This window comes from Candidatus Melainabacteria bacterium (genome assembly GCA_003963305.1).
Classification (GTDB): Bacteria; Cyanobacteriota; Vampirovibrionia; order Obscuribacterales; family Obscuribacteraceae; genus PALSA-1081.
This window is the reverse complement of sequence record RXJR01000006.1, coordinates 139,435-166,271: the sequence shown is the minus strand read 5'-3', so window position 1 is coordinate 166,271 and position 26,837 is coordinate 139,435. Positions and strand designations below refer to the sequence as shown.

Genomic DNA, 26,837 nt, shown 5'->3' with positions numbered 1-26,837 from the left:
AGCTGGTTAGCCCATCAATGCGGAGCAGGCACTGTGGCACGGTGCACGTTCAGAATTTGCTAAAATTCAGCCTTGCTGAGTGAATATCCTTCTATTATAATGAATGAGTTCATTCGGTTAAGAAGCTGGATTGTCTTTAGAATGAATGAGTTCATTCGTTTATATAAAGGATTCCGGGAAGTTCCAAGATGGCCCGTACGCTAAACGAAACGAAGAGAGCCGCTATATTGAATGCTGCCCGTGTCACGTTCTGTAGAGACGGATATGAAGCCGCGAAGATGTCGGATATTGCAGCGGAAGCAGGAGTTGCTTCTGGAACTCTGTATTTGTATTTCAAATCAAAAGAGGCTCTGGCTTGTGCGATCGGTGAGGATTTCTTCAAGAGACTTAGTGAGCAGTTTGGGGAAATAGTAAAAAACTTCCGTGGACCAGAAAGTGTCGAGATGCTTCTGGATTGGGCAATGGAAGTTGCTACGCAAGAGCGCGATGTTCTGGCGCTTCCCGAACAAGTGGTTCCCAGTGCAGAGACGTCAGACAGCCGTATGGTGTTGCTCAACCAGTTAACAGAAGTTTTTGCGAATTTGATGGCGCAAGGTTTGGTTCGTCGCTACAGCGACCCACAAACTCTGGCTGAGTTTGTTCTGCTAACAATAAAATGGGTGGTCAAAGGTCAGTGCCACAACCATCGCGTTGATGAGGTTAAGGGCACTGCTATTCTGGTGCTTCAACACGCTCTTTTTGATGATTTGACTCTGGCCGCGAATCGACTGATCCAGGCTAACAAATAGAAATGGAATCATAGTAAGTCGACTCGACGCACCAATCGATTTGACTAATTAGATCGATGCGAAGAGCGGGCGCTAAGAATGGCGCGGACTATTCCTCTTATATATTGTCCGGTAGCTGAACATCGTTCCCTGCGTTTATAGAGTCCTTCCAGTTTTGAACTCGATCTATGTGGACCCGGAGGTTACGCGGAATATAGTCCGGTCCATCAATTGGTAGGTCATAGGTTCGAATAATATTTTCGTAGAATGGGTCGTCGGGCACCAGGTGATCGATCATGTCATTGAAATGTTCAATGCATCGGTCCAGGTATGCACAAACCAGGTTAATGTGGCTGTGGTTGAGCAGATCTTTTGCCAGCTGTAGGTCGATTCGAAATTCAAGATCGCGCATAAGAGGCATCGCTTGCATGTGTGAATCCGTTTCCGTGAGATTATTCCTTCGGAGTGAAACGCGACCCAAGATGGAATGACCGAGGTGAACTTCGGAGACGCCATAACGCAGTTTGACTGCTGTACCTGCTTTCTGCTGCTCGGCTCCGTGCTCGATGAGATAGTCGCCCATGTATTGCGCATCGTCGAGCCATCCATATTTGAAGCAGATTTCCGCAAGTCGGTCGACAGTTTGTCCTAAACAGTTTTGAAAATACCCTTCCTTAGGCGCGCGTCTGTAAAGCTCGATAGCTTCTTTTCCCAGTTTCACTGAATCAAATGCACTTTTCTTCCCTTCTTCAAGTGGCTTGTCCAGGGTGTCCAGGTAGTATTTGAATGACAATTCATTCGGCCATTCCTCGTTGGAAGGGTCGATCTTGTAACCACGTTCCAGCCATTTTTTGTCATTCCCTTTTGAAAGTAGGCTGCAGGATGATATTGCGTTTCGGAGGATCGTCAAGTTTTCGGGTGCCTTTGCGATAGCCTTGTTCCAAGCCGCTTCTACCGGTTCAATGAATTGAGCACCTACCCAGACATTGTATTTTTTGAAGTCAATCTCTGGTTCATTCTCGATCAGCCAGATGACGTGCGGAAGCGCTCTGTCATTGCTGTCTCTCAAATAGTGAATTGTCAGTTCCAGGCGTGACTTAAGATCAGCAGGATTTTCTTTAAGAAGCTGCTCGAGCTCAGCCGCTTCATGCTCATTCTGGACGCGCGAAAGTTCGTAGTGAGGATACACTGTCATAGTACTGGTTATTTTCGCACACTTGCCTTTTCGGAGCACGCAATTTCAGCGGCGCTGAGATCCGGTGTTATGCTTATTGGATGAAGAGTCTGAAGCCTTACTTGAAGTCTATAACTCTAGATGCCCCGAATGAGCTTCGCGCAGCGTTCCCATTTAATATCCCGGCAATTCGACATCTGGATTTGCTTGAATTTCATCCCGATGTAACTTTCTTTGTGGGTGAAAATGGGTCTGGCAAGTCGACTTTAGTTGAAGGTATTGCTGATGTTATGGGAATTGGTGGCGAAGGTGGAACGGGCGGCCATACAACGAGGGATAAGTATGGTGAGTCGGGACTTTCAGAGTACATTAGACCGCAAAAGAACATACTAAGACCAAAGGATAAATATTTCCTGCGTGCAGAAAGTTTCTATAACATTGGAAATTATCTCGAGGATTTGGCGCGGGATCCTGATGCCATGGTTGGAAGTGTAGCCAGGGCTTTTGTGCGATATGGTGGCAAGTCTCTTCATCGGAGTTCGCACGGCGAATCGTTTCTCACGGTTATCACTCAGACATTTAAGGGCAACGGTCTTTATATAATGGACGAACCCGAGGCCGCTCTATCTCCAACGCGTCAGCTCGCTGCGCTTATCAGAATAAATGAGTTAGTAAATCAGAATTCGCAGTTCATTATCGCAACGCACTCACCCATTTTATTGTCATACCCTAGAGCCGCCATCTATCATTTTAGTGAAAGTGGCTGCACGAAGGTTGAATTCGAAGAAACGGAACACTTTCAAGTCACTCGCGATTTCTTGAACAATTATCCAAAACGGCTTGAAAAGCTATTTGAGAGTGACGAGGACAGTTAATCAAGATTTTTGATGTAAACCACAATTGATGCACTGTTTGTTCTGACTAATTCTGATCAGGGTTTCAACGCATAATGCTTGCCTGTGTTAAGAGAGGACCTGATTATGCTTCTAACCGAGTATCAAAAATATGAGTCAATCAATGGACTAAAGCGATTTGCCAAAGTGTCGCTTCTCCTGTTTTGCGTTGTTTTTATTCAACAGTCTTATGCTCGCTCTCATCAGGGCAGTATTGAACAGCCTGTTGGAATTTTGGGTATGATCGAATGGTTATTTCGGCACCCGGAGTGTCTAGTCGGCATGCACTTCGATTATCCCGTCACGCCTTTAAGGGCACAGCCCCCCAAATAGGTGTGAAACGAGCTGCTAAAATGTGTGGATGAAAGATTACAAGTTGGTCGGTCCGATAACGGTTTTGTACGTGACACTACAGCTAGTGTCGGATGTTACTGCCGCCAAACTAATTCCAATTTTTTCGTTTCCTGTTTCAGTCACAGCGATCTACTTCCCTCTGACTTACATATTTGCTGACGTGTTGACCGAGGTCTACGGCTATGCTGTCGGTCGTCGGGTGCTCTGGACTGTATTGCTATGTTCTGCGCTGGCTGCTGTTCTTTATCAATTCGCGGCCTGGCTGCCGCCAGCACCAGGGTTTAGCGGCAATGCCGCTTATGTTCAGATCCTCAGTCAGGTTCCGCGTATCGTTTTAGGAAGCTGGGTCGCCGTGTTTTTCGGCGAGATCCTCAACGATTTTGTTCTCGCAAAGATGAAGGTATGGACAGCCGGAAAGCATCTCTGGTTGCGTCTGGTTGGTTCCACAGTTGTCGGACAACTGACAAACACTGCTTTGTTTTATACAGTTGGTTTGTACGGGGTAATTCCAGACAAGTTGCTTGTTGAATCGATCATTTCCGGCTGGTTGATCAAGTGTGCCGTTGAGACTGCGCTCATACCGCTTACGTATGTTGTAATCAACAAAGTCAAGGAAATCGAGAAAGAAGATTTCTTCGATCGCAGTACTGATTTCAATCCGTTCTCTTTGAAGTAGTTCGATTAAGGTTCAGTGCTAGTAGTCAGGTCTATTTAGCCCTGTGTTATCGATTCACAAAGTCTAGCGAGCCGACATATTCGTAGCGTCCATATTGATTGTTCTGGTTCATGAAGATGTTCATTCGGTACGTCCCTTTGTCTGGCAGATCTTGCTCTAATTGAACAATCTTGTTATTGGATGCAGTTCTCGGAGTATCAAGTCGTTTTCCGTTTTGTTCCAGATCAGTCATGAGCCATACCTGATCTGGATTTTTGACTACTGCGATTGCCTTTGATCCCATTTCATTCTTGGCACATGTTGGTGTAATAAGTGTTAGATCAACAGATTGAAACGCCGGGCTCAACATGGGCTGGCGTAGAAAATCTCCCTGGCTAAGTGGATGTGCAAGGAGTTGCCAGGTCTTGTCTTCAGGGAAGTGATCTTCAATCATCACTGCTGGTGGTGGCAGCAGATATTCTGTCCTGTATGCCTTTGTGAAGCCTTTTTCGCGGCTGCAGTACCCCGAATCCCAGGTTGCGTCAATTAAGTACCATTGACCGCTGATTTTGGCGGCATTCCATGCGTGACCCATTCCAGTTAGTCTGTCTCCCAACTTTCGGTCTCGCGCGTCTCCCGTGACTACGATAATCGTTTCGTTGATTGCTGCTCCGAGGGCTGCGAGAAGATTTGCATAGCCAGCACATACGCTTCGGCGACTTTTGAAAGTGCGTTCGGCACTCTGATCCGGAATGTTGTTAGAGTAGAAAGCTACGGTGTCGTATGCGATTCGATCGGCAACCCAATCATGCAATGCTTTAATTCGTAAAACCGGATCCTTTTCGCGAGCAGCGATGTAATGTGCAACTGCGCTAATGCTTGTTTCGGCTGAACGAGGCATTTTTGCAACCACGGGATGCAGAGTTGTTTGCTTCCACGGCCATCTTTTTTTTGAAAGTTTCAGAGATGCGACATCCGGGATTTCTTTTTTCTGTACTTTTTTTGTCTGCTTTCTATCGGTCTGGTCATTATTTGCTTGATCGGCGCTTGCTTGGTTCCCATCATCATTATCATCATCAGTATTATTAGCGGAGTTGCTGTTTTCGCCGTCCGAGCTGGTCGCTATTTCGTTTTCGCTTGCGGACGAGGTCTCGGTGCTCTCGATGCCGGAGTTTTCATTTTCATTTTCATTTTGATTTTGATTGGTTTGATCGCTATTGTCATTCTGATTGCTTACTCGGTTTCCATCTCCATTGTCACTACTATTGGTCGGGCGTTGAGCGATTTTGTTCTTTGCTGCCGCTTCCTGACTTGCTACTTGTTGCTCTGCTTTCTCTGTTCGCTTGCGTGCCTGGGCATCAATGTAGTCTTTGTACGGATTTTTCTTACTGTATTTGTATAGCCATTCCAACCCGTTAGCTGCTGCATATAAATACTGCCTGGCTGTTTCCGCGCGCTTGTCTTTCATTCCATCCAGCATCCAATCACCGCGCGTAGCTATAGCCACGAACGCAGTCTGCGGATAAAAGTAGAGCAGGGCGATTATGAATGTCAGTCCAATTGCGAAGGTCTTCAGGCTGAGCCGGTCCAGCGGCGTAAACCATGTTTTCTTATTTGGGTCGCGCCATACCCAGGCGTGAAATTCCAGAATGCCAGGAATTATTGGAAATAGCAGCGCGCCGACAGTCCAGGCAATCCATGGTGCGGCACCGAGATATGCTGCTAGCGATGATGCGAGCCAGAACCCAATCACCGGGGTGGCGTAAAAGAGGATGCCCATTACGATGCGAAGCAGGAACCAGATAATTGAACCGATCATCAGCGCGTTCCTTCGATCCACAGGTATTTGGAAAGATCAAGGTTTCCTTCTTCATCGAAGATTATTCCCTCAGCTTCGAGAAGATGTTGCTGAAGTCCTGGTGGAACATCGGCGAGTTTAAGTGTGCTCATGCCACCTTTCGCATTCACCACCCTTTGCCAGGGAACTGATTCAAAATCGAATTCTGATTTGTCCGGTTTCTTTTTGCTCGATGGATTGGAACGTTTCTTGTTGCCCAGCGCTTTTAGTGCCCATCCCACTCCTTGCGCGCTCATTCTGCCGCCGATCATGTGCGAGATGACCCCATAGGTCAAGACTTTGCCCCTCGGTATTGTTCTTACGATTTTGTAGATCTCTTCGTAGACGTGTGACATCAGCCTGTGCCTAAGTTCTCTTTCTACCTGCAAAACACAGACCTTCGGAATATCCTGTGCCGACTTCTTCGTATTCGGGCGGTAAGGTGTACTTGCCGGTCGTATCAATAATTCCGAAAAGTTTGTCACCGCCTTCGGTGGCAACCGCAATAGTTGAGCGTCCGCAACGGAAGGAATAAGCATCGTCGAACCGATGGTCAATTGCCAGTTTTCCCTCGGGGCTGATGAATCCAAATTTGCCGCAGTCTGTCGATCTCACGGCAGCCAGTCCGTCAGAAAATGATTTGGCTTCGGTGAAGGTTGGTGGAATGACAAATTCTCCTTGTGGATTAATATATCCCCACAACATCTGTCCGTTATCATTTTTCACCGCTGCTCGCGCAAGGTTTTCCGCAAAAACGTCGAGGTCGTGGAATCGTGGTTTGATTGTTACAGCCCCCGACCTATCGATTATCCCCTTCAATCCCTGGTTCGCGACAATCGCATATTCGCCCAAGAACTGTCCGATTTCATCAAACTGCGGTGAGCAGAGTACTTTGCCTGAACAATCGATTAAACCTACTTTCTCTCCCTGTTTTGCTAAAAGTAAGTTGTCTTTGCTCCAGTCCAGTCCGTCATAGCGTGGCTCCACGATGTACTTTCCATTTTCATCAATGCAGCCCCATCGTCCATTTTTGCAGACGATACCAAGTCTGTTTTTGAATTGTTTTGCATCATCGTACATGGTGTCAACGACTACGCTACCGGTTCGATTGATGTAGCCATACAATCGACCGATTCTCACTGGAGCCATGTCGCAAACGAAATAACCTGCATAGTCGAACTGCGGCTCGATGGCGATTCTTCCGGCGCTATCCACGAAACCATATTTCAGAGGTGAGCCGGGCAATTTGTCGTTTTTCCACTCAACCTCTGCCAGTCCCTCTGAGCAGTAGAACAAATCGTTGCAGCCCGGAAGGTAGCTCCGGACTTCTCCCTGAGTAGTGATGACGCCGCCACCATCCTCGGTTTGATAAGTCATCAAGCCATCATCGAATTCCTGGTTGAATCGGTGGAGCGCGCGATATTTGGGTTCGATCAATATTTTGCCTGTGCGGTCAATGAGTCCATACTTGCCATCCTGAAGTCCTATCACACAACCCGCCAGACCGATATAACCGCCTACAGCGACAATTGCGACGCCTCTATAGAATGGTTTCGCTTCGGTAAACTTGGCTTCAATTACTAAATTCCCATCAATATCTGCATAACCGCACAGTTCAGGACGACTGCTTATAGGATAGGTTTTGCTTTTATCGGAGACTTTGTATACCACGATACGACCTTCGCTCATTGGTCTGTTCTGTCTGTAACCGTCCGGCATGAGATTGTCGAGGCGTCCTTGACTGGAAAAGCCGATGACTTTGCCGGTCTTGTCGATACATCGGCAACGCGCATACCTGGTTTCGTCTTCACTTAGGACGACCTCGGCTTTTCCGTCGATGAAACTTCCTGCCTTTGCGAAGCGTTGAGGAATTATCCAGTTACCATCTAGATCGACGTAGCCGAACAGATCTTCGATTCGGGCGGGGCGAAAGTCTCGTTCGTCCAGTCCAAATTCTCTGATCAATTCTGAAGCATATTCGGAGCGACTTTGTTTTTGTAAAAGCTTGATATAAGGCTCGAACCAGTGACCGCATATGAGTCCGCCGATGATACAGAATTTGCAGTTTTTTCTGATTGAGTTCTTGGATAGAACAAATTGCAAAAACTTTTCGTACAGTTTCTCTGCGTCTGCATCGAATCCTAGTTCAATGAGCTTGGACGCGGCGAGTCGGACATTCTCCTGCTGTTCCGAGTGAGGTCCATCTTTCCAGTCTATTTGTTCGCCAATTGAGCGATAGCACGCAGCCGCATCATCAATTCTCTTGTGTCGCTCATAGAACTCTGCCAGAAGATTCCAATCTTCGAACATGATTTTTGATACTTCTTCGGGCACCATCGCTCTGGCTTGCTTTAGCCGCGCATATACTCCCAATGCGGGCGTCAATTCATCGCGATTGAGATAAGTTTGTGCAAGCCGTTTGGTTTCTTTGGCGAATTGGTATCCGAAATATCTGGATCTGGTTTCCAGATTCTCGAACAAAAGTCTCAGACCATATTCAACCGCGGTGTCATGCTCTTCGAACTTATCGTGTTCTGCGTAGATCAGTGCAAGCGAAAAATACAGATCCGCAATCGGGGGAAACTTAGTATCGATATTCTTTTCGATGTGGCTTATATGGTCTTTCAGGAGCTTTACTGCTCTCTCGAAATCGATTGGATGAATTCTGGCAGCTTCGCCTCGGGTCTCGTAGAACTTTTCCATTTCATCGTGTGCTACGCCTATCCAGTAACCTTCGCCAATGCTGACGCCGTCGTGAAGACCGTCTTCGGCTGTCAGCTTTTGCAACTCGGAAGAGGCTCTTTCTTCGGTTTTTGCCGACTCTTTTGACCAGCCGATTTCGACATATTCGAATATACCGGGCTCTCGTGTTTTGAAGTAGAGAAGTGCCGGAGTTGGAGGGCGTCCATCGAGAACGGAATTCCACCTGGCATTGACAGATTCATTGAAAAGCTTTGCTCGACGGATGTCTTCTTCTGTCTCAATGATTATCACTGGTACACGCCTCCAGTAGCGTCATACGGCCCAGTTTATTGATCGCCAGGCAGGATTGAAGATACCGTAATACTCTATTTAGAAATCAAGTGATTGCAAAGGAATTAGAAATCCCGATCTCAATCGCGTATGTGGCTCAATAACTCTAGAATACCTGGAGCCGTGTCAACCTGGCGAAGCCCAGGAAACGTAGTCTCCAGTTTCATTTTTTTCTTTTCCTGCTCAACGCTTCGCTCCAAAATTGTTACCAACCAATTCATGGCGCCTTCGGTATCCAGCCAATCCGTGAAGTTATGCGTGAGATACTCTGTAGCCGCCGCTTCTTCAATTTCTTCTGTCCCTTCCTCGTCCTCACCGATGTCGGGAAGATCCGCGTCAAGGTTCAGCAGTTTCGGAATCACAAACCTGTTGGTTTGCATCGCATGGTAAAGCGCGTTGCGAGATTCGTCGCTATCACCTTTCTGTTTGAAAAGCATCAGCGCCTTTGAGAAAAGCAGCGCTGGTTCTAATTCCCACTTATATTGATCGATTAATTTGGACGCTTCATCGAATCTCTCGATTTCTACCAAAGCAGGCACGAGCCGGATGCGCACATCAAGATTATCTTCGGGGTTCAGCCGAAGTAGTTCCAGCCAAAGTTCGGTGGCTTGCTCCGTTCTGGAATAGTCCTGAAGATGCCTTGCCAAGCCGTCCACCGCTCGCATGAATGGGCGCGTCTCTAAATCTTTCCAAAAATCCACTTCGAGATTTTGTACTGTCGAATCACCGAGGGCGCGCCGTCCTGCCTCGATTCCTTTGCGAAGGAGTGTTTCCACTTCAGTGTGATCCTCTGCCGCGTCCTCAGCGAGCAGAACATAGGCGTCAGCGCAGTCAGGACTGAGCTTTAAGGCGTCCTTCGCCATGCTTATTCTCTTGCGTTTAGAAGGCTCCTCGAAGGCTCGCCAGACGAGATCTTGAGCTTTCTCGAGCGCAGTTTCAGGTTTAATCAGGTCCTCCACATCCTCGAACGAGAGGCGTTGGTCCAACATCGAATTAGCTTCCGCGGGTGTTTGAACGCCTTTCTCTTTGAAGTACCTTGTCAATTTCCAGCTGATTCTTTCGTTGGCGCGAGCATCAAGGCGTGGTGGTCTCGCATTCTTTTTACTCATTGCTGGATCCTCAGGTAAGGTTTGGGTCGCGTAGGCTAAGGCGCGTTCTTGCGCTACTGGCGCTACAGGTGCGGCTAGTCCTGGTTATGCTGCCGCTCTGATGCTTTGATTGCGGATTCTCAGAAGTTCGCGAGAATATTATCGTCCTGGATTGCATTCGAGTGGTCAAGTGTTGGCGCTTTCTAACTTCGTTTTGCTGAACCCCCACATCTAATGTACTTAGTGTCTGGTTGTTATATGCTTTGCGCGGGCAAACAATGATCTGCCCGATACATTCAAAGTGAAGAGGTTGGCTTAAACCTCTGAAGTTTTCATGGCAAGGTGAATAAAATGACAACACTAACAGTATGGAAGTATGACACCGTTGATGGTGCCGACAAAGCTCTAGCTAAACTTCTGGAATTACAGAAAGAATTGTTGGTTGAAGTGGTCGATGCTGCCACAGTAACCTGGGCACCTGGTCACAAGAAGCCGACGACTCGCCAGCTTGTACCGACGACAGCTCTGGGCGCTCTCGACGGAGCGTTCTGGGGAATGCTGTTCGGTTTCCTTTTCTTCATGCCGCTCGTTGGAGCCGCTGTCGGTTCCTTAATTGGCGGTCTGTCTGGTCATTTTGCTGACTATGGCATTGATGACGAGTTCATCAAAAAAGTGCGCACGCAGGTTACAGAAGGCAAATCAGCACTGTTCTTGTTGACCGGCAAAGTCACAGAAGACAAAGTCGCTGAAGCATTCAAAGACATGGAAAAGGGCGAGCTTATCAAATCTAGCTTGACTCACGAGCAAGAAGAGAAGTTGCGCGCTGATTTCTGCGCAGTTCCTGCAAAGCAAGCTGCTAAGGTCTAATCGAGCGTCACTAAATAAGAGAATAGGCGGGAGAGTGCAATATGCGCTTTCCCGTTTCTCTTCGGTTTCCTCTTCGCTTTCCTGGTTGCAGATTGTTTATCACTCGGGAACTTCGCTGCCCACAATTTCGACAAGGCAGATGGAAAGCTGAGGAATCTACAATGAATACGAGCACTGAAATTGAAATAGAGGCGCTGCGGGAGCGTGCAGAAATGCTCCTGGACGCAGGAATGCTTGATGAGGCAGCGTTTTTGATTCACGCCATTGAAGAACTGCGCCGCACACCTCTAGAGCTTCGTAAGTACGGTCGTCCAGTCTCGAAGCAACGTGAGGTTGCCTGATGGTGATTGTCTGAACTCAGCAGTTTGGATGTAGGGTCAGGCAAAAGTGGGCATAGATGTGGACATAGTTAATCCTGTTCATCGCTGTGATGAGCAGGATTTGCATTATTTTCCACTTTGGTTGAGGTAGTCGCTCAGCTACAGCATGAAAAATGTGATGGCATCGGTAACCCAGTCGCCATGCTGAATATCTTGTGCGTGTGTAACTAATACATATTCGATGCAAAGGGGGTATTCTAACTCATCACTAGTGGATGCAAAAGCGAGTGGGTGTTATCCATGACCAACAAAGCTGTTGAAATGTGCCGCGAAAGCTCGACTGAGCTGACCGAGATGCACGTATTCGATCCAGTCTGGGCTGAGCAGTACTTAAAAGCCTTCTCCAATCCCTGGAAAAATGGCATTCTGCCGATCAAGATTATTGAATTGATTTGCGTAGGTTTGAATGCTGCTTGCACGAACATGCAAGAGAGTGCGACACGGCGACATATTCGCGCCGCTCTGGAAGCCGGTGCGACTCGCGAAGAGCTTGTAATGGTTCTGAAGATGGGATCGCTCATGTCGATTCACTCTGTAAGTCTTGGTGCCCCGATTCTACTGGAAGAAGCTCAAGCCGCTTCTGTTTCTCCTGCCCCGAAGCAGGCATCGACGCCGGCTTGTGACAAGATGCGGCAGTTGGGTCAGTGGAATGTAGCCTGGGATCCTTTCTTCAATCTCGATCCACTCTGGACCGATGAAGTTATGACCGCTGCGGTCGGACTTTATTCCGGCGCTGTTATGTCTCCGAAGCTGGTTGAATTACTGAGCATCGCATTTGATGCATCCATCACGCACATGTACGCGCCTGGCACTCGCCGCCACATCAAAGGCGCGCTCAAGGCTGGTGCGACCGTGGAAGAAGTGATGGAGGTTCTGAAAGTTTGTGTTGCTTTTGGAATGGAGTCGTGCCGCATGGGCACGCGAATTCTGGCGGAGGAGCTGGCAGAATTTGATGGTAAATAGATTACAGAATTATTGACTGGAGCTAAGTTTCGACTTGGCTTCCAATAATCCAAGCAGCTGGTACAAATCAGCTTGTACAAATCAGCAAGTCCAAATATGGACAACTAAGACGAGAAACGAAAACCAAGGAGACGCTAACCAATGTATTTCACAGACGATTCGCTGCTTCCAGAGAACCAGACGCCGCTAATTATTACTGCCGCCCCATACGGACCGGTCTGGCTACCTTCAGATTATCCTGAAGACATCGCAGTAACCTGGGATCAACAAGTTCAGAAAGCTGTGGATTGCTATAACGCCGGCGCCACAATATTGCACATTCACGTGCGCGACCCAAAGACCGGCAAGGTATCTAAAAACTTCAAAGAGTATGGCGAATTCATCGGACGTTTGCGCGAAGCCGTTCCGAAAATGATTCTGCAAGTTGGTGGATCGATTTCATTTTCTCCTCCCGACGATCACAGCAAGGCGCAGTGGCAAGGTTATGACACTCGTCATATGTTGGCAGAGTTAGATCCGAAGCCGGATCAAATAACGGTGGCAATCGGTTCTTGCCAGTGGGATATTACTTCTCTGACGACGATGGAAGACTGGGCCGGCACTCACGTCGCAACAGAAGAGATGTTATGGGCGTTTTCCAACATGGTTGTGGACGCCACCCCCGACTTTTATATTGAGCATTTGAAGCGCCTGCATAAGCATGGCATCCAGCCATACTTTGCTCTTGGGCACATTCACAGTCTTGAAATTGTCGAGCGTTTGATCAGACGTGGACTTTACATGGGTCCAGTCAACGGTTTCTTCAGTATGGGTGGTGGTGGCTCATGCGGCGCAAATCCATTCGACTGGATGGAGCTTGTTCGTCGCACTCCGCACGGTTCTGTTTTCACGTATCAGAGCGTTCATCGCCTGTCTCATCCTCTCGCGGCGATCATGATTGCGTTAGGACAACACACTCGTGCCGGTATCGAAGAGAATCTCTGGGACACTGAAAAAGGCAAGCGTCTCACCACTGTTCAGATGATCGAGAAGCAAATAAGAATCGCTAAGGAATTGGGTCGTAAAGTTGCAACCGGCGATGAGGCTCGTGAAATTCTCAAGATTGGTGTAACCTACAATTCGGTCGAAGAGACTCTGCAGAACCTCGGTTTGCCACCAAATCGCAAGTCGGGTCAGGCTGGGTTCATCGGATATCCTGCAACCGACGGTAAGCTTCGCAAACCGCTCAGCGGATCGGACGGACATCCGCTGGTTGGTGATGTAGAACCAGAATTGCAGAAGGCTGCACGATAGACTTGTTGGCTTGATTGAGCACGGTGCAGACATCTGTTTGCACCGTGCTTACGTTTGAGAATGTTATCTGGAGAAATCTTGTTGAATAAAAATGCATTTGGAATTGCTGCGGTCGCCGCAATTTTTTTCTTCTGTGCACAAGCATCATGGGCGGTTAGCGAGAAGAGCTCAGAGTTCATAGATGGGTGGACAAAATGGCGTACTCGACCAACGCACACCGTGAGCATAGACCCGGGTGTCGTATATGCAGATCACCCTTCTGTCAAATTGCAGACAGATCAGGATTCGAAGGATCAATTCGGTCTCTTTCAGAATTTTAGAGCTGAAAAGTATGTCGGCGAGCGTGTGCGATTCTCTGGGTACTTAAAGACTGAGAAGATTCGCGACTGGTCAGGTATCTGGATGGTCGTAGAAGATGCTGACGAGTCACCGCTTTCAATGAGCACCATGGAAAAGAATCCAGCTAAAGGCACTTCCACGTGGAAAAAGTATTCGCTAGTTCTTGATGTGCCGAAAAACGCTTGTTCAGTGATGATTGGATGTGCGCAGACTGGACCTGGTAAAACATGGATTTCCAATTTGTCATTAGAACCAGTATCCAGAAATGTCAAAACAACCGCATCGGCTGTCGATGAGGAAAAGTTTCCTGTTTCTGGGCGTCTGGGGGAAAAACCTGACTTGACGTTTAAGAGCGGTCGCGCCGAAGTCAGAGGTGTCGACTTATTGAATTGGAGCTCGCATTCGAGTTCTGATTACGCAATTGATGCCGATGCTTTGAATTTATTTCGTGACGCCAAAACTGGGAGAATCAGTGCAACGGCTGAATCGCCGCGTGGTTTTGCGACATTCTATCAGCGCATTCGAGCCGAAGACTATCGTGGGAAGAAGTTACGTTTCAGTGGCAGCGTAAAAACTAAAGACATCAGCGACTGGTGCGGATTGTGGATGCGAGTAGATGGCGGCGGTTCAGTGCTTGCGTTTGACAATATGGAAAGTCGTCCGATTAAAGGCACCACGGAATGGACTAACTATTCCGTCGTTCTACCTGTGCCTGCCAATGCACACCGAATTACCTATGGTTTTATGCAGTCAGGAAGCGGTTCTTCATGGCTGGCCGCGCCATCTCTTGATGTTGTAGGTGAGCAGGTCGCCACCACATCCATGCCGAGCAAAACACTGCAGATTCCGAGACCTGACTTACTCGGTCAGCCTAAACTGGAGTTTAAAAATTAGTATGAAACCCGGTTTTAAAATATTGCCGCTGATCTTAGTTGCGGTTATTTCTTCTGCGATGACTATATTTGTGATCAGTGTGGCCCGCGCTGATGACGAAGACGAACGCTGGCGTCAATCCCGAGATGCTCAATACGACTTGATTGCTCGGGAAAAGAGTTTGTTAGCGCGGGCAGATGATCTATCGCGTGAAATATTCGAACTAAAACGGAGCATAAATGATTTGCATAAGAGTTTGAACGCTAAGCAATCTGCTTATCAGTCCGTGAATCATGAACTGATTTCATTGCAGATGCAATTGCTGCGTTGATTCAGGGCCGATACGGACTTTTGCACTGCTTATTTTGTTGAACCAGCAAGCTGACTGATGCTGACTGAACGCTTATTTGGAAGAACCCTTGAGCAGGTTGATACTGACTGTTGCCAGTTCTGAATGAGGGAATTTCGAGAAGTGAGCTGGGTCTGGAAATAGACCTGCTTCCGCGGCAATTTGATTGACTACATCAACTTCCAGAATGTATTGATCCGAATAGCCGTGCGTGGCATCATATGCGGTGGCGGAAGTGGCGCCGATATTTGCGGCGGCAAGTTTTGGCGCTATGGTGTGCAGCTCAATAACAAGAAGGCCGAAACGCCGGACAAATGGCTCCCAGCGGCGGAAATGTTCCAATAGGCTCGCTTCCACTTCATTGTTGCTCAAGCGTTTGCCTCGGAATGCATAGGCACCAGATGAGGCGCTGGTACGACCGGCTAGCGGTGCGGATGGTTCTTCCCACGGACGATTATGGTCGAGGAAGGTTCGGACGTTGAGTAAATCTTCCAGGGCAATACCGTAGTTGTCTCGCAGGTCGCGCGCCAGTAAATCTGGTCTTCCAATATTGCCCCAGGTTACTTTCGCCCAGATGTCTGCTTTTGTGAGATTGGCGCGGGTGACTTTGAGCGCAACTTCGTTGAAGTCAGCGCCAACGAGAAACAAAGGATAGTCTTCCAGCATTTCTCCGCGCCGAGTGCGCTGCGAAATTACTTCGAAAATGTGTTGTAGAAATGCACCGTTTCCGCAGCCCATATCTACAATTCCCTTAGGCTGTTCCTCAAGAGGGCTGTTGAAGAGATCGATGATTACTTCATCTACTTTCTTGAAATAACTCATGTGGGCGCCGCCGCTTCCCCACACGTTCATTTCGCGGTCTACATGCAACTCCGGCAGCTCGGGTTTGGTATTCGTCAAAATTTCCGGATTGCCGAATATGAGCTCATCCAGGTTTCGAAAGGTCGGAATGTACGATACGGTTACACCATAAGCGCTGGCTCTGCGCGCAAAGAATAGCCCCTTTTCGGTGAAGCGGTAGGTCTGTGCTTTCTTTTCAAACCATCCAAGAAACGCAAAGAAATCAAGAATTTTGTCGAAGCTTTCGGAGTCTTCGTGGAATTCCTCAGGTTTGAACGACGCCTCCATAAAGTACTTGTGGAACATGCCACCCATGCCAAGGGAGACAACGGTTGGACCGATGGCAATACCTTCGATGTGCGTCAAAATTTGGCGCTGAATGGATAACACTTCGGGGTCGCTTGAAAATTCGATGCCATAATTCTCGCGATACTTCTTGAAGATTGTCTCCAGCAAAGTGAACGGAGCCCGTTCGAACTTGCGCCTGTGAAACTGACCGGAATGGCGAAGCAGCGACACGACATCTTTATACAAGCGACAGTGTTCGAAGGCAGTGGCGCTTCGGGCGTTCACGCTGTATTGGACGCGATTGTTTTTGTTGTCGACTTCAGCATCGAGCCAACCTTGAGATGCCAGTAGGCGCAGGGCAACGTTAAGATAGCCCTCGTTGGCGCGAAACTTTTCCGCGAGTTCCGTGACGTCTGCTTTCTTCTGTTCGAGCAGGTGTTCCAGTACGCCGCGTTCAAGCAGCGTGTATGCGGTTGGAGCAGTAGCTATGCCGTCAAGATGGCGAAATATCGTGGCGCGGAGATCGGCTTTGTCTTGTTTGGTTAATGACATGTGCGTTGGCTTTGTTGGGATGCGGTAGTTTGGGTTGATTGGGATGCGGTAGCTTGGGTTTACTGGGATGCGGTAGTTTGGGTTAACTGGGATGCACGCCGCTCTATTTTATCTGAATAGCAGTCTGAAGCATCGACAGATGGGAATAACCTGCCAAGATAGCAGTTTGATTGCATCTGGTGTCACGGCTTCCACAATTGAATAGTTACCGATGACGTTCACCCGGGACGGGTGCGCTCCGTGTCTACGAGGTGAATGCGAAGGTGCACCCGGGACGGGTGCGTTTACTGGCTTCGATTATGAGTGCGATTGTGCACCAGGGACGGGTGCGCTTACTGGCTTCAATTATGCGTGTGATTGTGCACCCGGGACGGGTGCGCTTTATGCAACTAAATATGGTGTCTCGGTTCGTGCAAGTTTGGGGCGTCGGCTTTAAGGAACTATTCATTATTGGAGCGGAAAAGGACACTAAAAAACCACAACTGATCACGAAGATGAAGCCACGGAAGAACACTAGCGGGAGAGACGAATTATGTATGGTAGAAGTCACGCACAAGTAGCACAAGACGTTCATTACAGCATCGGTGACTCTGGCGTCAAAATCATTTTCGGTGGCATCATTCTGATAGGCGTTGTCGCATTCATCGCCTACATCATGGACAACCAGGACATTTCCAATAGCGCAGCCTGGCCAACCACGCAAGGGAAGTTGGAACAGATTGTCGACCAGGGTGCCAGCATGGCGTTTGTTGGTAAATTCCTGCCGATTGTGACTCCGTACGCGAAGTACACTTACACTGTCAACGGCAGAGAGTACTCAGGTGAAAAGCATGGTGGTCCTTGCTTAAGTTACATACGAGCTTTGACTTTTCGTCAACCTGAAATCGAGAAGCTGAGCACTGACGAACTGATGAAAAAATTCGAGGTAAAGCGGAACGCCGCCGGTGCAATTGATAATTCTGCTTTTGATAAGGAAATGATGTCGGCTTTGACCGAAGGAACTACGTTCGGTATGAAGTACAAGCCGATCAAAGTTCGCTTTGACAAAGATCATCCAGACAAATCAGTGCTTGACCCTGATGTATTGCAGACCGACAAGAGCCAGTTGTATACCAGCATCGCTTTGATACTGCTTGGCGCCGTGCTGCTTGGTGGCACTTACTTGAATGGCTACATGGCGCAAGCTGCAAGTGAAGATCCCTCCTTATCGCTTGAAGGTGCGCTGGCTGCTCAGAGAAACAGCCGCTACGGAAGCCGGAGGTGATTTAACTCGCCTCCCTTCAGTTGAGAAGCCGTTACTGCGAGAATTTCTTAGCGAGTTTTGGAAACAGTTTATCTACATGCTCTTCTTCCCATGATTCGCCCTGAATTTCTCGCTGTACGTTTACCGCGACATCGGTGAAGTCATTTTTGCCGGTCAAGCTTTCGTATGCTTCAGCAGCGACGTACATGATGTCCTCGCACTCTACAAAATCACCTGGTTCGACTTTGCTACCCGCATTGTTTGGATCGGCAAGAGCAGCCTCATAGTACTTTTGCCCCTGGGCTATTAACCAACCAAGAAAATAGTCAAAACCATCGTCACTGCATCCACCATTTATTATGTATGCTGCACCCCACAGATCCCAGCGGTACGCATCACGCATTGCTTCGTTGAAGCGCATATCAAAAGATAAAATCTCGTCCGCACTCAATCGACCAAGCATCTCTCGGAGCTTCTCTAACTGCTCTTCGACGTCCTCCGTTGCACGTTTACTTTGATCGATAAGAGCCCAGAATTCCTGCTTCGACAATTCTTTCTTTGAAGCCTGATCGCCCGCATCTTTAACGGCTGCAACTTCATCTGAAACTTTTACATAGCCTTTCTTGGTTTTCTGAGAGATCAGACTTTCATATTCTTTTTTCGCTTCTTGTGGCGTGTCAAACACCTTAAAGTTTTGCTGTCCCTCTGTGCCAATTTTGCCGAATCGTATCGTAATCGACGATTCACGCAAACTGATCTCGTAAAACTTTTTTGAAGAACCTTCAATAAACTCAAATCGCGGCATTCTTCACCTCGCTCAGTTCAGCTTAGTCAAACCGCGATTCCGTTAATCGCTTGACGCCTTACGCATTACTTGCCACGGCATATGGTCAAACAAACGCTCCTCAACGAGCTAGCGCCGGCTTGTAGTTCTTGTCGAGGAATCCCTTCCGCATCAGCTTTCTCACGAAGCCGCTGAATCAAGTCATCAAAACGGGCGCCTGAGTACGTGTCATGATTCTCCCGTTTACTTCGCGAGCAGTGATGTTAGTTGAATTTCTTCGGGGCTCTCGCAAAACTTGCGATTGAGTATGTCTTTAATAACTCTTCGTTCGCCACGGCTGACGATTCCATCTTCCAGAATCCAATCGCGAATTCGCATGATGTCTTGCTTTCTCAACTTCTTATTGAATTGCAGCATGGTTCGGAGTTGTTTTTTCAGTTTTCTAACAGGCATCGCAATTCCCTCCTGATATTTGATCGTCAAAAGCCGGTTCGGCATCAACCATGTCATGCGACCGAAACACAGTTTTTTCCTATGGTTTTGCTTGTGTGTAACGCTGACTCTGTGGCTGTGACGACCGCTTGAACTGTCGACGGACCTAACGGCAGTCTTTCGATTCCGATGCTAGTCGTTACGACACGCCCCTCATCGTCGGGATACAAGTTTAGATTTGCAATTGCTTGCCTGATCCGTTCGGCGACTCTAGTGCCTTCGTACAAGCATGTTGACGGCATTAAAATGACGAACTCATCACCTCCGATTCTTGCGACCGAATCAATTGCTCGAACGTTTTCCTTTATTGTTTGGGCGACCGTTTTTAGAACTTCGTCCCCTGCAGAATGTCCATATTGGTCATTGATACGTTTGAATGAATCCAGGTCTAGAAGTGCCACAACAGAATAGATGGCTTTGCGATTGGACTCTGCCATCGTTCTGGCTAGCGACTGTTCTAGTCCCCTACGATTCAGCAATCCTGTCAGTGGGTCGGTGCTCACCAGAGATTCGAGTTGAGCATTTAAGGCCTCGAGTTCCTTGATTCTTTTCGCAAGCATATCTTCTCTACTGAGGCGTTTTGCCCGAGCTTGAGCGACCTTCAAAACACTCAAGTTGTTCTCGCTTGCGGAATTTTGCTGCACCATTGCGTTCATGATCAGACTCCTTCTAAAAGTTTAGTCAGGCGCACACGGGTTGAGGTTCATACAACCAGATGGTGTTTGTATCCACCAGGTCTAAAATTACCTTTGCAAACAAAGCAAACTTTTCATTCGATGCCGAACAGCCTGGGCAGCTGGACTCCGGCGGCTGTGGAATATTTGTAATCGATTCTTCGCAGCAATTGTGTTCACCGATTACGGTATCGCACTGAGTGCAAACCCATTCTTGGTAAATATTTCTCATCGCAAGCACCTCTTGAGTGGGAGCAACTAACGGTGTCTCAATAAAATACAGTTTAGCTGTCAAGCTGTCATCTAACTGGTAATTAGCTTGCAGTTTCCTTGCAATCACAAGTTCATAGTTGCGAACTTGCGGTTTTTTCGTGGAACTTGACGGTAAATCGAGTGCCCTTATTGTTGTTGCCGTCTTCTATAGTCACTTCCGCCTGATGGCAGGTGGCCACTTCCTTGACTATCGACAATCCAAGACCGCTACCGCTTCCAGCGCTGCCTCGAATCCGATAAAACCGTTCAAAAATTCTTTCTCTCTCTTCTGCTGGAATGCCCGGTCCGCCATCTTCAACAATAAAAACTATTTGTGGACCGCCCCCGGTTCGAATAATTACCTCGCCACCATTTGGTGAGTATGCAATGGCATTTTCGATCAGGTTGGCGACGAGCTGTTCGAGACCTAGTGGGTGCCCGTACAGCCATGTCGAGTCGGTTGTTAGTTCGCAAGACAGCTCTATTCCTTTGTTGACGGCTTCGGGTTCGAGTAGCGATATCGTGCGAGACACTATATTGTTTAACTCGACTCTTTCGAAATGTTCCTGCATAAAATACTCTCGTTCAGCACGAGCGAGTGCCAGCAGCTGATTGACCAGCCGAGTCAGACCACTCAGTCCCTTATCTATTCTGAGGACAACGTCTTTAAGTTCCTCTTTGCTGTCTAATTCCAATCCGAAGCTCGCGTAATTTCTCAGCCCGGCAAGCGGTGTTCTGAGTTGATGGGCGGCGTTAGAGATGAACCGTTCTCGCGAGCGCACGTCTTGCTCGATCGCGGCGCACATTTTGTTGAATTCAGCGAGAAACGGTGCCATTTCCGCGGGCGCGCCAGCTTCTGGAAGCTGGGCAAATCGGCTGGTATCTCTTTCGGTTATGTTCTGTTTTAATTTTTTGAACGGTAAGAATGCTTTTGAGACGAAGAGATAAACACAGGCGATACTGAGTGACATAGCAAGAAATTGCGTGATTGCAATTGCGACGAAAGTCTTTTCGAAGAATCTTTTGCGAGCATTTAATGTTTCGGCGAGTACGATCGTCACTGACTTTAGCTGGTCTCGGGTCAGTGGAACATCAGCCGCCATTATCCGGACATCGCTGTTTTCTACACGAGTTGTTTTAGGTCCGCTTTTTACAAGACTGCGCAGCGCAGTTTCATTATCTATTAAATTTGTGTTGCCGGTAAGTCGTTTTCCTTCCGCGTCAAAGACTTCATAGAAGTACTTATCGATATTGTTGTGAGTAAGAATTGCGGAACTTGCCGACGAAATCTTGATGTCAAAACCTTTTGCGCTTGCATCGAGCCAGCCTGCCAGCGAGTCTACAGAATTGAGCAGCATTTCGTCATAGACTTCGTCTGTTAATTGGACTGTTTGAATGTATCCCGCCGCCAGGCGCACCAGATAAAGCACCGACATGGCAATGATCAGTGTCGTCAAAAGACTAGAACGAATCGACATTTTCATGCGGTTTTTCCAGTGTGTATCCGAATCCCCTCACTGTTTTGATGGACAGATCGGCAGCCTTCAATTTTTGTCTCAGTCTGTGAATTACTGTCTCTACGCCGTTTTCGCTTAGTTCCGCATCCCAGTCTTTTAGTCGGTCGATTAGTTCTGACTTGCTTACAAGTCTGTCTAGATTCTTGGAGAGTATCTCGAATGCACTCAACTCTTTTGGAGTCATCGGCAAAATCTTGCCATCGAGTGTGGCAACCCGTTCACCCGTGTCAAACCGTAAGCGACCAATAGCTATTTCGGAACTGTTCGACCACGCTTGCAGGCGCATTAGCGATTTCATTCGGGCGTAGAGTTCGCGGAAATCGAATGGTTTTGTCAGATAATCATTGGCGCCGAGTTCGAGCCCCCCGATCTTGTGTTCGATGCCGTCTCTTGCAGTCAGAATGAGAACCGGTAGAGCAAATCCTTTGCTCCTTAAATCTTTGAGCAACGTAGTTCCATCGATATCGGGAAGACCCAGGTCTAGAATCAGAAGATCATAAATCTGGTCAGCCAGCGCCCCTTTAGCTTCGGAACCTGTACTGACCCAATCGACCATGTGACCGTGTCTAGTGATCGAATGAACTAGCGACTCTCCCAGAAGCGCGTCATCTTCTGCTATTAGAATCTTCATGTCTTCCCTTCTGTAGACTGATCCTGATTTCTATCAATCACATGGAAGTTTCAGTTTTCTTTCATGTGCCTCTCAGGCACTTTAATCCAGTGAGTTTCCTCCTTGATCAGCGTCAATTCAAGTAGTCTTCTCATTTCAGTTTACTGGCGAAGCTGGCAAGAACCTTGCGAAGCGTTTTTGGGGACACACCTGTTGGTCACTTAGAATAAGTCATGGTGCATCAGAATATGTTTGGTCTCACAACCAAATTTGCATTTTTTGCCGATGACCTGCGAAGCATCCGGGACTGCGTCACAAGGCATTAGCCGTAGTGGCATCCGCGAATTTATTACGCTGGTTTTTTTGATCTGTTCGCCTGCTTTTAGTGATGTCTTGGTGATGCAAATTGTGCCCAGTTTTTCCCTGCTGTTTTCCCAATTTCTCGCTTTAGCTGAAACGATTTGATTCATCATCAGTGGTATACCAATGTCCTGAACAGATACAACACTCCCTGCGTTCAGTGGTTCAACACACTTCCTTCCAAAAAGTTTTTTGCATGAAATGACGGCATCAGGCGGAGCGTTTCGATATTTGATGTTGTGATCTTCCAGGTCTGCGGCTGTGAATACATGTCCCTTTGGAATTTTGCGCGTGGTGAAAGCAACTGGAACAGTGCGAAACTTCACGCTTTCGACAACGCCAGGATCTTTGGAGACGCTTTCTTCAATTTCTTTAAAACTCTGTGCATCTGATGCCAGCGAAACCTCTCTTGAGGCGGAGGACGAGGCTAGAAGCAGTGCTATAGCGCATTGGATCTTGTAATTCATCTTCAGTTCCAGCCGGATAATAGTCGATCAACCACAGCATAGTTTCGCATATACTGTAGCTGCCCACCATCTTATAGTTTTCGAGGAATTCACATGCGGCGTCTCAATCTTAGAGTGTTTTTCGGTTTGCTCTTCTTGTTGTTTGTCGTCGCGGTGTCGCTACAACAGCCCTGTTTTGCCAAGAAGCAGGGAAAAGTGACATACATTTCGATTCCGGTCAACTATGTCACTGACCGTGAACTGGTAGGTGAGACGTTTGGTCCTAATCGGCGCTATAAGACTGACTGCCAGCACCAGATGTACTATGGAACCGCGAACGTCATTATTCCCAATGTTGACAACAAGAACGATCCAGCGCTTTTCAAAGCATTGGGCTGGAAAATAGTCGATCAGAAGCCTCCCAAGATCTTTTCGAAGGATCGTATTGATCCGACGGACTATCCCGCGGCCCAAAAAGCGTTCATGGAAAGATTGAAAGACTCGCTCGACCGAGCTGGTTCACCCGAACTCTGTCTTTATGTCCATGGTGCTGCTGATGGCTTTGAAGATTGCACAATAGATGCAGCGTTGATGGCGTACGCGATACAGAAGCCGCTCGTGTTGTACTCATGGCCGTCAGATCCTCGTCTTCGTGGTTATTTCATCGACAGCACTGATGTGGAATGGTCGCAGGCGCATTTTGATCAATTCCTGACTGATTTGTTGGCGTTGCATGAAGCTCATCCTCTCGAGGTGATCAGTATTTCTCATAGCATGGGGAATCGTCTGGTAATCAGAGGATTGCCTGTGGTGTACGGAAAAAACCTGATCAAAGATTGGGAGTTGGTATCAGCCGACATGGATGCAGATACTTGCCGTCACTACACACTGGGACGGCAGCAACTCGATGCGAAACTTCGTATCTATGTTTCGAATCGCGATAAAGCCCTACCCCTCGCCAGTCTTCTTGCTGGTGGCTATTATCGCTTAGGCGAGGCAGCTAACCCTACCTATGCTGCCAACTCGAAGAATGTTAAGGCAATAGTCTTTCAGCGTATAGATTTCACGAATCTCGATACTGGTTTTATGGGGCATAAAGTTCCGTGCAAATTGATATCGAGTATGGTGACAACGGACAAACCCGGCCCAGATCTCGCGTTGGTCGACCAATCGGCGGTTGATGCCAGCAGATTTGCTCGGTTTGTCAGTAAAAAGCAGGACTTCAACGCTACTTCGTCACAGGCTGGATTCTGTAAGAAGGTTGTGCGAGTTGATAAACAATAGATTGTCGACTATTTCCGAATTTGCTGCCACCACCGTTGTTTAATGTGGCTTGTTTTGATCGACTTGCCTGGTGTAACCCCTATTGTTATTCTGTCCGAAAGTACCTAATGTATTTTGAATAAGACGTCGACTATTGGGGTCGTATTCAGAGTGCGAGGGGTGTGCTTGAGCCAGTTTGTCGCCAGACAAGCTGGAAGAGACGAGTACCGCGGAGCAAATGCGCGACGTTGTGGTTAGCAGTCAGTCAGTAAGAGCGATTAGAATCTGCGCGCTGCTCTTTTCCTTGATTTGTGCCCTCCAGACCGGTGACGCGCGGGAGCGGGCTAAGCCGATTAGATCCGATGAACTGGTTGCCAGAGCTGAAATTTGTCTGTCCAAGGGGCAGCTCGCTGACTCTATTGCTGCATATCAGGAGGCGGCTGATCATGATCCGGACGACCGCTCGATTCGCTTGAATCTCGTGAAGGTCTGGGAACTGGCGGTGAAGGAAAATCCGGTCTCTCCGGAGAATCATCTTGGTCTGGGAATGGCTTTGCAGAAAAAAGGCGAGTTCGCTGAAGCGATAACAGAGTATCAGCAAGCAATGCGTTTCAGCCCTGACAAACAGAATAAACTGGCTAGTGAGTTGTTGTCGACTCTATCCGAAAGTGAGTTGATATACGGTGTCGTCGACTCCATTGAGAGGGCATTGCAAGACAGCTGGCACCCGACCTCGCCCGCGTCGTCAACCTCGCCGACAGCTACGGTCTTAACCGTAACAGTTGAGTCAGATGGAAAGTTTGGCAAGGCTGAAATTAGTTATTCGAACAACCGTACAGCTGAAAAAAATGCCATCCTCGCATTGTTTAAATCGGTGACCGTTCCTTCCCTTGCTGGGGGGCAGTCTCTAGATTTGTTGGTGTCTTTCAACTCGGACTCTGCAAAGAGCACCGTAGTTGTTCGGCCGTTGATTCCAGATCTTGTGCATTCCACGCCTGCACCGCATCCGGTGGTGCCAGATCAGATGTCCAGGTCGATGACAACTTCTGGGATTGACTACGGACCGTATCTTGCTGATTTGCAGAGGCGTGTTAAGCGTTGTTGGTTTCCTCCTCCAACTTCGGAGAGCAATCTTGTGATCGTAAATTTTGTGGTGCATAGAGACGGTTCACTCACCGACCTGAATCTCGGAACATCATGCGGGATATCTTCCTTTGATGAAGCTGCATTAAATGCGGTTCGGCTCGCACAGCCTTTCAGACCGCTTCCGCCCGGGTCCAAAGAGCGCGCAAATTTTTCAATAACGTTCGATTGTCGCGTAAGAGATGGAGGTACGAAGGGGGCGGTGAAGTAGACTTGAGGGTGTTGACATTGTCGGAGCGTAGCAGCAGCTGTTAGATTGTTGCGTGCCGAACCTATCCTGGAGTAATTTAGTGTTTTTGCTGTCAAAGAGATTAGTCTGTTCCCTCACGCTAGCTTTTGCGTTGTCTTTTGCTTCCGCTGTTAACGCTGAAGATCCCATTGCGAGCGCGATTCCTTTCAAATATGCAGCCAACCACATCCTTGTCATTCCGGCAGTAGTTGGGGGGAAGGAAACTTCGTTTGTTCTTGATACGGGCGCCGGGGTGAATGTGATTTCTGAAACACTCGCGGCGAAGCTGGGCTGCACACCTGCTGGCACAGTCGCCGGTAAGAGAATGTCTGGTCAGACGATGACTATGAAGCTTGTAAATCTTTCGGCTCTCCAGATTGGGTCGTGTCTGCAGCGTAATCTGCCTATTGCTGCCTGGAAGTTGGAAGACGTTTTTGGTGGTGCACCTGATCTCACTCAAGTTGAAGGCTTAGTGTCCCTCGAGTTTTTCAGGAAAGTTCCTTTCACAATTGACTATGCGAAAAAATTGATATTCATTGAGACAGATGAGAGCTTGAAAAAGCGCTTGAGCGAAGGCGTTTCTGTTCCTATACAGATTACTCACAAACGTGCCCAAACCAGTATCACCATGTTACTGTGGTTCTCAAACGGAAGCTACGCCAGAGTCGAGGTTGACACCGGTAGCGGTGCACTTATTCTCGATGAAAGATACATGAGGGAACTCGGAGTCTTCAAAGACAGCATGGATGTGAAGAAGGTCGAAGGAATCGACGAAACCGGACATTCATATGTTCGATATTTTACGAAGCTGCCCGAGGATGTTTTCCTGGCGCAGTCGCGACTATTTACGCAGAAGAAGCCGAAGGTTCAGTTCCAGAAAATCATTTACGATGGATTAGTCGGTGATGGTTTCTTGAGTAATTTCAGAGTAACTTACGATTTGGCGCATAAGCGTCTTATTTTCGCTCGATTTTAGTTTGGAATGATTTTGGAAGTCGTTTTATCGCTGCCGACGATTTGGGCAGTCTGCGGAACTAATAGTTTGTCGGTCCTGGCGCCTTGATTGCGTGATTTCATATCGATTTTACGGGTGGCAGAGTTTAATGTCCGTAGCATCGAGAAATTGGTGTAAATGACATGACGTGTGAAGCAGCGAGACCAACGACCAAGCACGAATCGAATACAGAGAAGATAGTCAGACGACAGAAGGCAGTGATCGCGGATTAGCAAACCGGATCTGGAGTTCTCCAGGCCATTTCGATCAGCGTAACAGCTTGGG

25 protein-coding genes are annotated in these 26,837 nt (G+C 48.0%); 13 read left to right on the top strand and 12 right to left on the bottom strand.

From position 1 onward, the window contains the following. Positions 1–188: 188 nt before the first annotated feature. Entirely contained in the window at positions 189–788 is a 600-nt protein-coding gene (locus EKK48_08305; protein ID RTL43738.1) for a TetR/AcrR family transcriptional regulator, read from the top strand. A gap of 97 nt (positions 789–885) precedes the next feature. Here the strand turns inward: EKK48_08305 and EKK48_08300 are convergent, their stop codons facing one another. Beyond that, complete coding sequence (locus EKK48_08300) at positions 886–1,962, bottom strand: hypothetical protein (GenBank protein RTL43737.1); 1,077 nt, start codon at positions 1,960–1,962, stop codon at positions 886–888. Between the two features lie 80 nt (positions 1,963–2,042). On the opposite strand from EKK48_08300, the gene EKK48_08295 reads away from it, so the two are divergent. Together EKK48_08295 and EKK48_08290 are read left to right on the top strand one after the other, a co-directional pair. After that, the gene (locus EKK48_08295) at positions 2,043–2,816 is read left to right on the top strand and encodes an AAA family ATPase (GenBank protein RTL43736.1); all 774 of its coding nucleotides are present in this window, start codon (positions 2,043–2,045) and stop codon (positions 2,814–2,816) included. 379 nt (positions 2,817–3,195) lie between these two features. Further along, positions 3,196–3,864 carry a VUT family protein gene (locus EKK48_08290; GenBank protein RTL43735.1) on the top strand — a complete coding sequence of 223 codons (669 nt, stop codon included), beginning with the start codon at positions 3,196–3,198 and terminating at the stop codon, positions 3,862–3,864. Between the two features lie 46 nt (positions 3,865–3,910). On the opposite strand, the gene EKK48_08285 is transcribed toward EKK48_08290, so the two are convergent. From EKK48_08285 to EKK48_08270, 4 genes are all read right to left on the bottom strand, one after another. Then, a complete protein-coding gene (locus EKK48_08285; protein RTL43734.1) occupies positions 3,911–5,662 on the bottom strand; it encodes a hypothetical protein in 1,752 nt (583 codons plus the stop codon). Then, positions 5,662–6,036, bottom strand: a complete 375-nt coding sequence (locus EKK48_08280) for a cysteine methyltransferase (protein RTL43733.1) — start codon at positions 6,034–6,036, stop codon at positions 5,662–5,664. The genes EKK48_08285 and EKK48_08280 overlap by 1 nt, the downstream gene beginning before the upstream one ends. 10 nt (positions 6,037–6,046) lie before the next feature. After that, positions 6,047–8,674, bottom strand: coding sequence for a WG repeat-containing protein (locus EKK48_08275; GenBank protein RTL43732.1), 2,628 nt, complete (start codon positions 8,672–8,674; stop codon positions 6,047–6,049). A gap of 119 nt (positions 8,675–8,793) precedes the next feature. Continuing rightward, positions 8,794–9,822 (bottom strand): hypothetical protein, encoded by a 1,029-nt coding sequence (locus EKK48_08270; GenBank protein RTL43731.1) that lies wholly within the window; start codon positions 9,820–9,822, stop codon positions 8,794–8,796. Positions 9,823–10,152: 330 nt separating this feature from the next. On the opposite strand from EKK48_08270, the gene EKK48_08265 reads away from it, so the two are divergent. The 6 genes from EKK48_08265 (at position 10,153) to EKK48_08240 (ending at position 14,847) form a co-directional block, all read left to right on the top strand. Beyond that, positions 10,153–10,668, top strand: coding sequence for a DUF1269 domain-containing protein (locus tag EKK48_08265; GenBank protein ID RTL43730.1), 516 nt, complete (start codon positions 10,153–10,155; stop codon positions 10,666–10,668). Positions 10,669–10,829: 161 nt separating this feature from the next. After that, positions 10,830–11,009, top strand: a complete 180-nt coding sequence (locus tag EKK48_08260) for a hypothetical protein (GenBank protein RTL43729.1) — start codon at positions 10,830–10,832, stop codon at positions 11,007–11,009. A 279-nt stretch (positions 11,010–11,288) separates the two neighbouring features. Next, positions 11,289–12,011 carry a hypothetical protein gene (locus tag EKK48_08255; GenBank protein ID RTL43728.1) on the top strand — a complete coding sequence of 241 codons (723 nt, stop codon included), beginning with the start codon at positions 11,289–11,291 and terminating at the stop codon, positions 12,009–12,011. A gap of 141 nt (positions 12,012–12,152) precedes the next feature. Then, positions 12,153–13,304, top strand: coding sequence for a 3-keto-5-aminohexanoate cleavage protein (locus EKK48_08250; protein ID RTL43727.1), 1,152 nt, complete (start codon positions 12,153–12,155; stop codon positions 13,302–13,304). Positions 13,305–13,382: 78 nt separating this feature from the next. Next, a complete protein-coding gene (locus tag EKK48_08245; GenBank protein ID RTL43726.1) occupies positions 13,383–14,537 on the top strand; it encodes a hypothetical protein in 1,155 nt (384 codons plus the stop codon). A gap of 1 nt (position 14,538) precedes the next feature. Continuing rightward, a complete protein-coding gene (locus tag EKK48_08240; GenBank protein RTL43725.1) occupies positions 14,539–14,847 on the top strand; it encodes a hypothetical protein in 309 nt (102 codons plus the stop codon). A 72-nt stretch (positions 14,848–14,919) separates the two neighbouring features. Here the strand turns inward: EKK48_08240 and EKK48_08235 are convergent, their stop codons facing one another. Continuing rightward, positions 14,920–16,545 (bottom strand): class I SAM-dependent methyltransferase, encoded by a 1,626-nt coding sequence (locus EKK48_08235; protein RTL43724.1) that lies wholly within the window; start codon positions 16,543–16,545, stop codon positions 14,920–14,922. 532 nt (positions 16,546–17,077) lie between these two features. On the opposite strand from EKK48_08235, the gene EKK48_08230 reads away from it, so the two are divergent. Next, on the top strand, positions 17,078–17,809 hold the full coding sequence (locus EKK48_08230; GenBank protein RTL43723.1) for a hypothetical protein: 732 nt from the start codon (positions 17,078–17,080) through the stop codon (positions 17,807–17,809). A 31-nt stretch (positions 17,810–17,840) separates the two neighbouring features. Here EKK48_08230 and EKK48_08225 read toward each other — a convergent pair whose 3' ends face one another. The 6 genes from EKK48_08225 to EKK48_08200 form a co-directional block, all read right to left on the bottom strand. Then, entirely contained in the window at positions 17,841–18,593 is a 753-nt protein-coding gene (locus tag EKK48_08225; GenBank protein RTL43722.1) for a DUF4240 domain-containing protein, read from the bottom strand. 222 nt (positions 18,594–18,815) lie between these two features. Beyond that, positions 18,816–19,025, bottom strand: coding sequence for a hypothetical protein (locus tag EKK48_08220; GenBank protein ID RTL43721.1), 210 nt, complete (start codon positions 19,023–19,025; stop codon positions 18,816–18,818). Between the two features lie 53 nt (positions 19,026–19,078). Continuing rightward, complete coding sequence (locus EKK48_08215) at positions 19,079–19,720, bottom strand: GGDEF domain-containing protein (GenBank protein ID RTL43720.1); 642 nt, start codon at positions 19,718–19,720, stop codon at positions 19,079–19,081. A 362-nt stretch (positions 19,721–20,082) separates the two neighbouring features. After that, the gene (locus EKK48_08210; protein ID RTL43719.1) at positions 20,083–21,474 is read right to left on the bottom strand and encodes a sensor histidine kinase; all 1,392 of its coding nucleotides are present in this window, start codon (positions 21,472–21,474) and stop codon (positions 20,083–20,085) included. Further along, positions 21,452–22,138, bottom strand: coding sequence for a response regulator transcription factor (locus EKK48_08205; protein RTL43718.1), 687 nt, complete (start codon positions 22,136–22,138; stop codon positions 21,452–21,454). The genes EKK48_08210 and EKK48_08205 overlap by 23 nt, the downstream gene beginning before the upstream one ends. A 200-nt stretch (positions 22,139–22,338) precedes the next feature. Then, positions 22,339–22,944: a hypothetical protein gene (locus EKK48_08200; protein RTL43717.1), complete on the bottom strand. Its 606-nt coding sequence runs from the start codon at positions 22,942–22,944 to the stop codon at positions 22,339–22,341. A 93-nt stretch (positions 22,945–23,037) separates the two neighbouring features. Here EKK48_08200 and EKK48_08195 point away from each other — a divergent pair, with 93 nt between their 5' ends. The 3 genes from EKK48_08195 (at position 23,038) to EKK48_08185 (ending at position 26,534) form a co-directional block, all read left to right on the top strand. After that, entirely contained in the window at positions 23,038–24,207 is a 1,170-nt protein-coding gene (locus tag EKK48_08195; GenBank protein ID RTL43716.1) for an alpha/beta hydrolase, read from the top strand. Between the two features lie 217 nt (positions 24,208–24,424). Then, the gene (locus tag EKK48_08190; GenBank protein RTL43715.1) at positions 24,425–25,540 is read left to right on the top strand and encodes a TonB family protein; all 1,116 of its coding nucleotides are present in this window, start codon (positions 24,425–24,427) and stop codon (positions 25,538–25,540) included. Between the two features lie 37 nt (positions 25,541–25,577). Further along, positions 25,578–26,534: a hypothetical protein gene (locus EKK48_08185; GenBank protein ID RTL43714.1), complete on the top strand. Its 957-nt coding sequence runs from the start codon at positions 25,578–25,580 to the stop codon at positions 26,532–26,534. The last annotated feature ends 303 nt before the right edge of the window (positions 26,535–26,837 follow it).

Excerpts from the sequence above, each read along its gene's own strand:
- EKK48_08215 (RTL43720.1), bottom strand. The coding sequence starts at position 19,720 with ATGAACGCAATGGTGCAGCAAAATTCCGCAAGCGAGAACAACTTGAGT.
- EKK48_08240 (RTL43725.1), top strand. The coding sequence starts at position 14,539 with ATGAAACCCGGTTTTAAAATATTGCCGCTGATCTTAGTTGCGGTTATT.
- EKK48_08280 (RTL43733.1), bottom strand. The coding sequence starts at position 6,036 with ATGTCACACGTCTACGAAGAGATCTACAAAATCGTAAGAACAATACCG.
- EKK48_08300 (RTL43737.1), bottom strand. The coding sequence starts at position 1,962 with ATGACAGTGTATCCTCACTACGAACTTTCGCGCGTCCAGAATGAGCAT.
- EKK48_08260 (RTL43729.1), top strand. The coding sequence starts at position 10,830 with ATGAATACGAGCACTGAAATTGAAATAGAGGCGCTGCGGGAGCGTGCA.
- EKK48_08210 (RTL43719.1), bottom strand. The coding sequence starts at position 21,474 with ATGAAAATGTCGATTCGTTCTAGTCTTTTGACGACACTGATCATTGCC.
- EKK48_08200 (RTL43717.1), bottom strand. The coding sequence starts at position 22,944 with ATGAATTACAAGATCCAATGCGCTATAGCACTGCTTCTAGCCTCGTCC.
- EKK48_08255 (RTL43728.1), top strand. The coding sequence starts at position 11,289 with ATGACCAACAAAGCTGTTGAAATGTGCCGCGAAAGCTCGACTGAGCTG.
- EKK48_08295 (RTL43736.1), top strand. The coding sequence starts at position 2,043 with ATGAAGAGTCTGAAGCCTTACTTGAAGTCTATAACTCTAGATGCCCCG.
- EKK48_08195 (RTL43716.1), top strand. The coding sequence starts at position 23,038 with ATGCGGCGTCTCAATCTTAGAGTGTTTTTCGGTTTGCTCTTCTTGTTG.
- EKK48_08290 (RTL43735.1), top strand. The coding sequence starts at position 3,196 with ATGAAAGATTACAAGTTGGTCGGTCCGATAACGGTTTTGTACGTGACA.
- EKK48_08285 (RTL43734.1), bottom strand. The coding sequence starts at position 5,662 with ATGATCGGTTCAATTATCTGGTTCCTGCTTCGCATCGTAATGGGCATC.
- EKK48_08190 (RTL43715.1), top strand. The coding sequence starts at position 24,425 with ATGCGCGACGTTGTGGTTAGCAGTCAGTCAGTAAGAGCGATTAGAATC.
- EKK48_08230 (RTL43723.1), top strand. The coding sequence starts at position 17,078 with ATGTATGGTAGAAGTCACGCACAAGTAGCACAAGACGTTCATTACAGC.
- EKK48_08305 (RTL43738.1), top strand. The coding sequence starts at position 189 with ATGGCCCGTACGCTAAACGAAACGAAGAGAGCCGCTATATTGAATGCT.
- EKK48_08225 (RTL43722.1), bottom strand. The coding sequence starts at position 18,593 with ATGCCGCGATTTGAGTTTATTGAAGGTTCTTCAAAAAAGTTTTACGAG.
- EKK48_08220 (RTL43721.1), bottom strand. The coding sequence starts at position 19,025 with ATGCCTGTTAGAAAACTGAAAAAACAACTCCGAACCATGCTGCAATTC.
- EKK48_08205 (RTL43718.1), bottom strand. The coding sequence starts at position 22,138 with ATGAAGATTCTAATAGCAGAAGATGACGCGCTTCTGGGAGAGTCGCTA.
- EKK48_08235 (RTL43724.1), bottom strand. The coding sequence starts at position 16,545 with ATGTCATTAACCAAACAAGACAAAGCCGATCTCCGCGCCACGATATTT.
- EKK48_08265 (RTL43730.1), top strand. The coding sequence starts at position 10,153 with ATGACAACACTAACAGTATGGAAGTATGACACCGTTGATGGTGCCGAC.
- EKK48_08250 (RTL43727.1), top strand. The coding sequence starts at position 12,153 with ATGTATTTCACAGACGATTCGCTGCTTCCAGAGAACCAGACGCCGCTA.
- EKK48_08270 (RTL43731.1), bottom strand. The coding sequence starts at position 9,822 with ATGAGTAAAAAGAATGCGAGACCACCACGCCTTGATGCTCGCGCCAAC.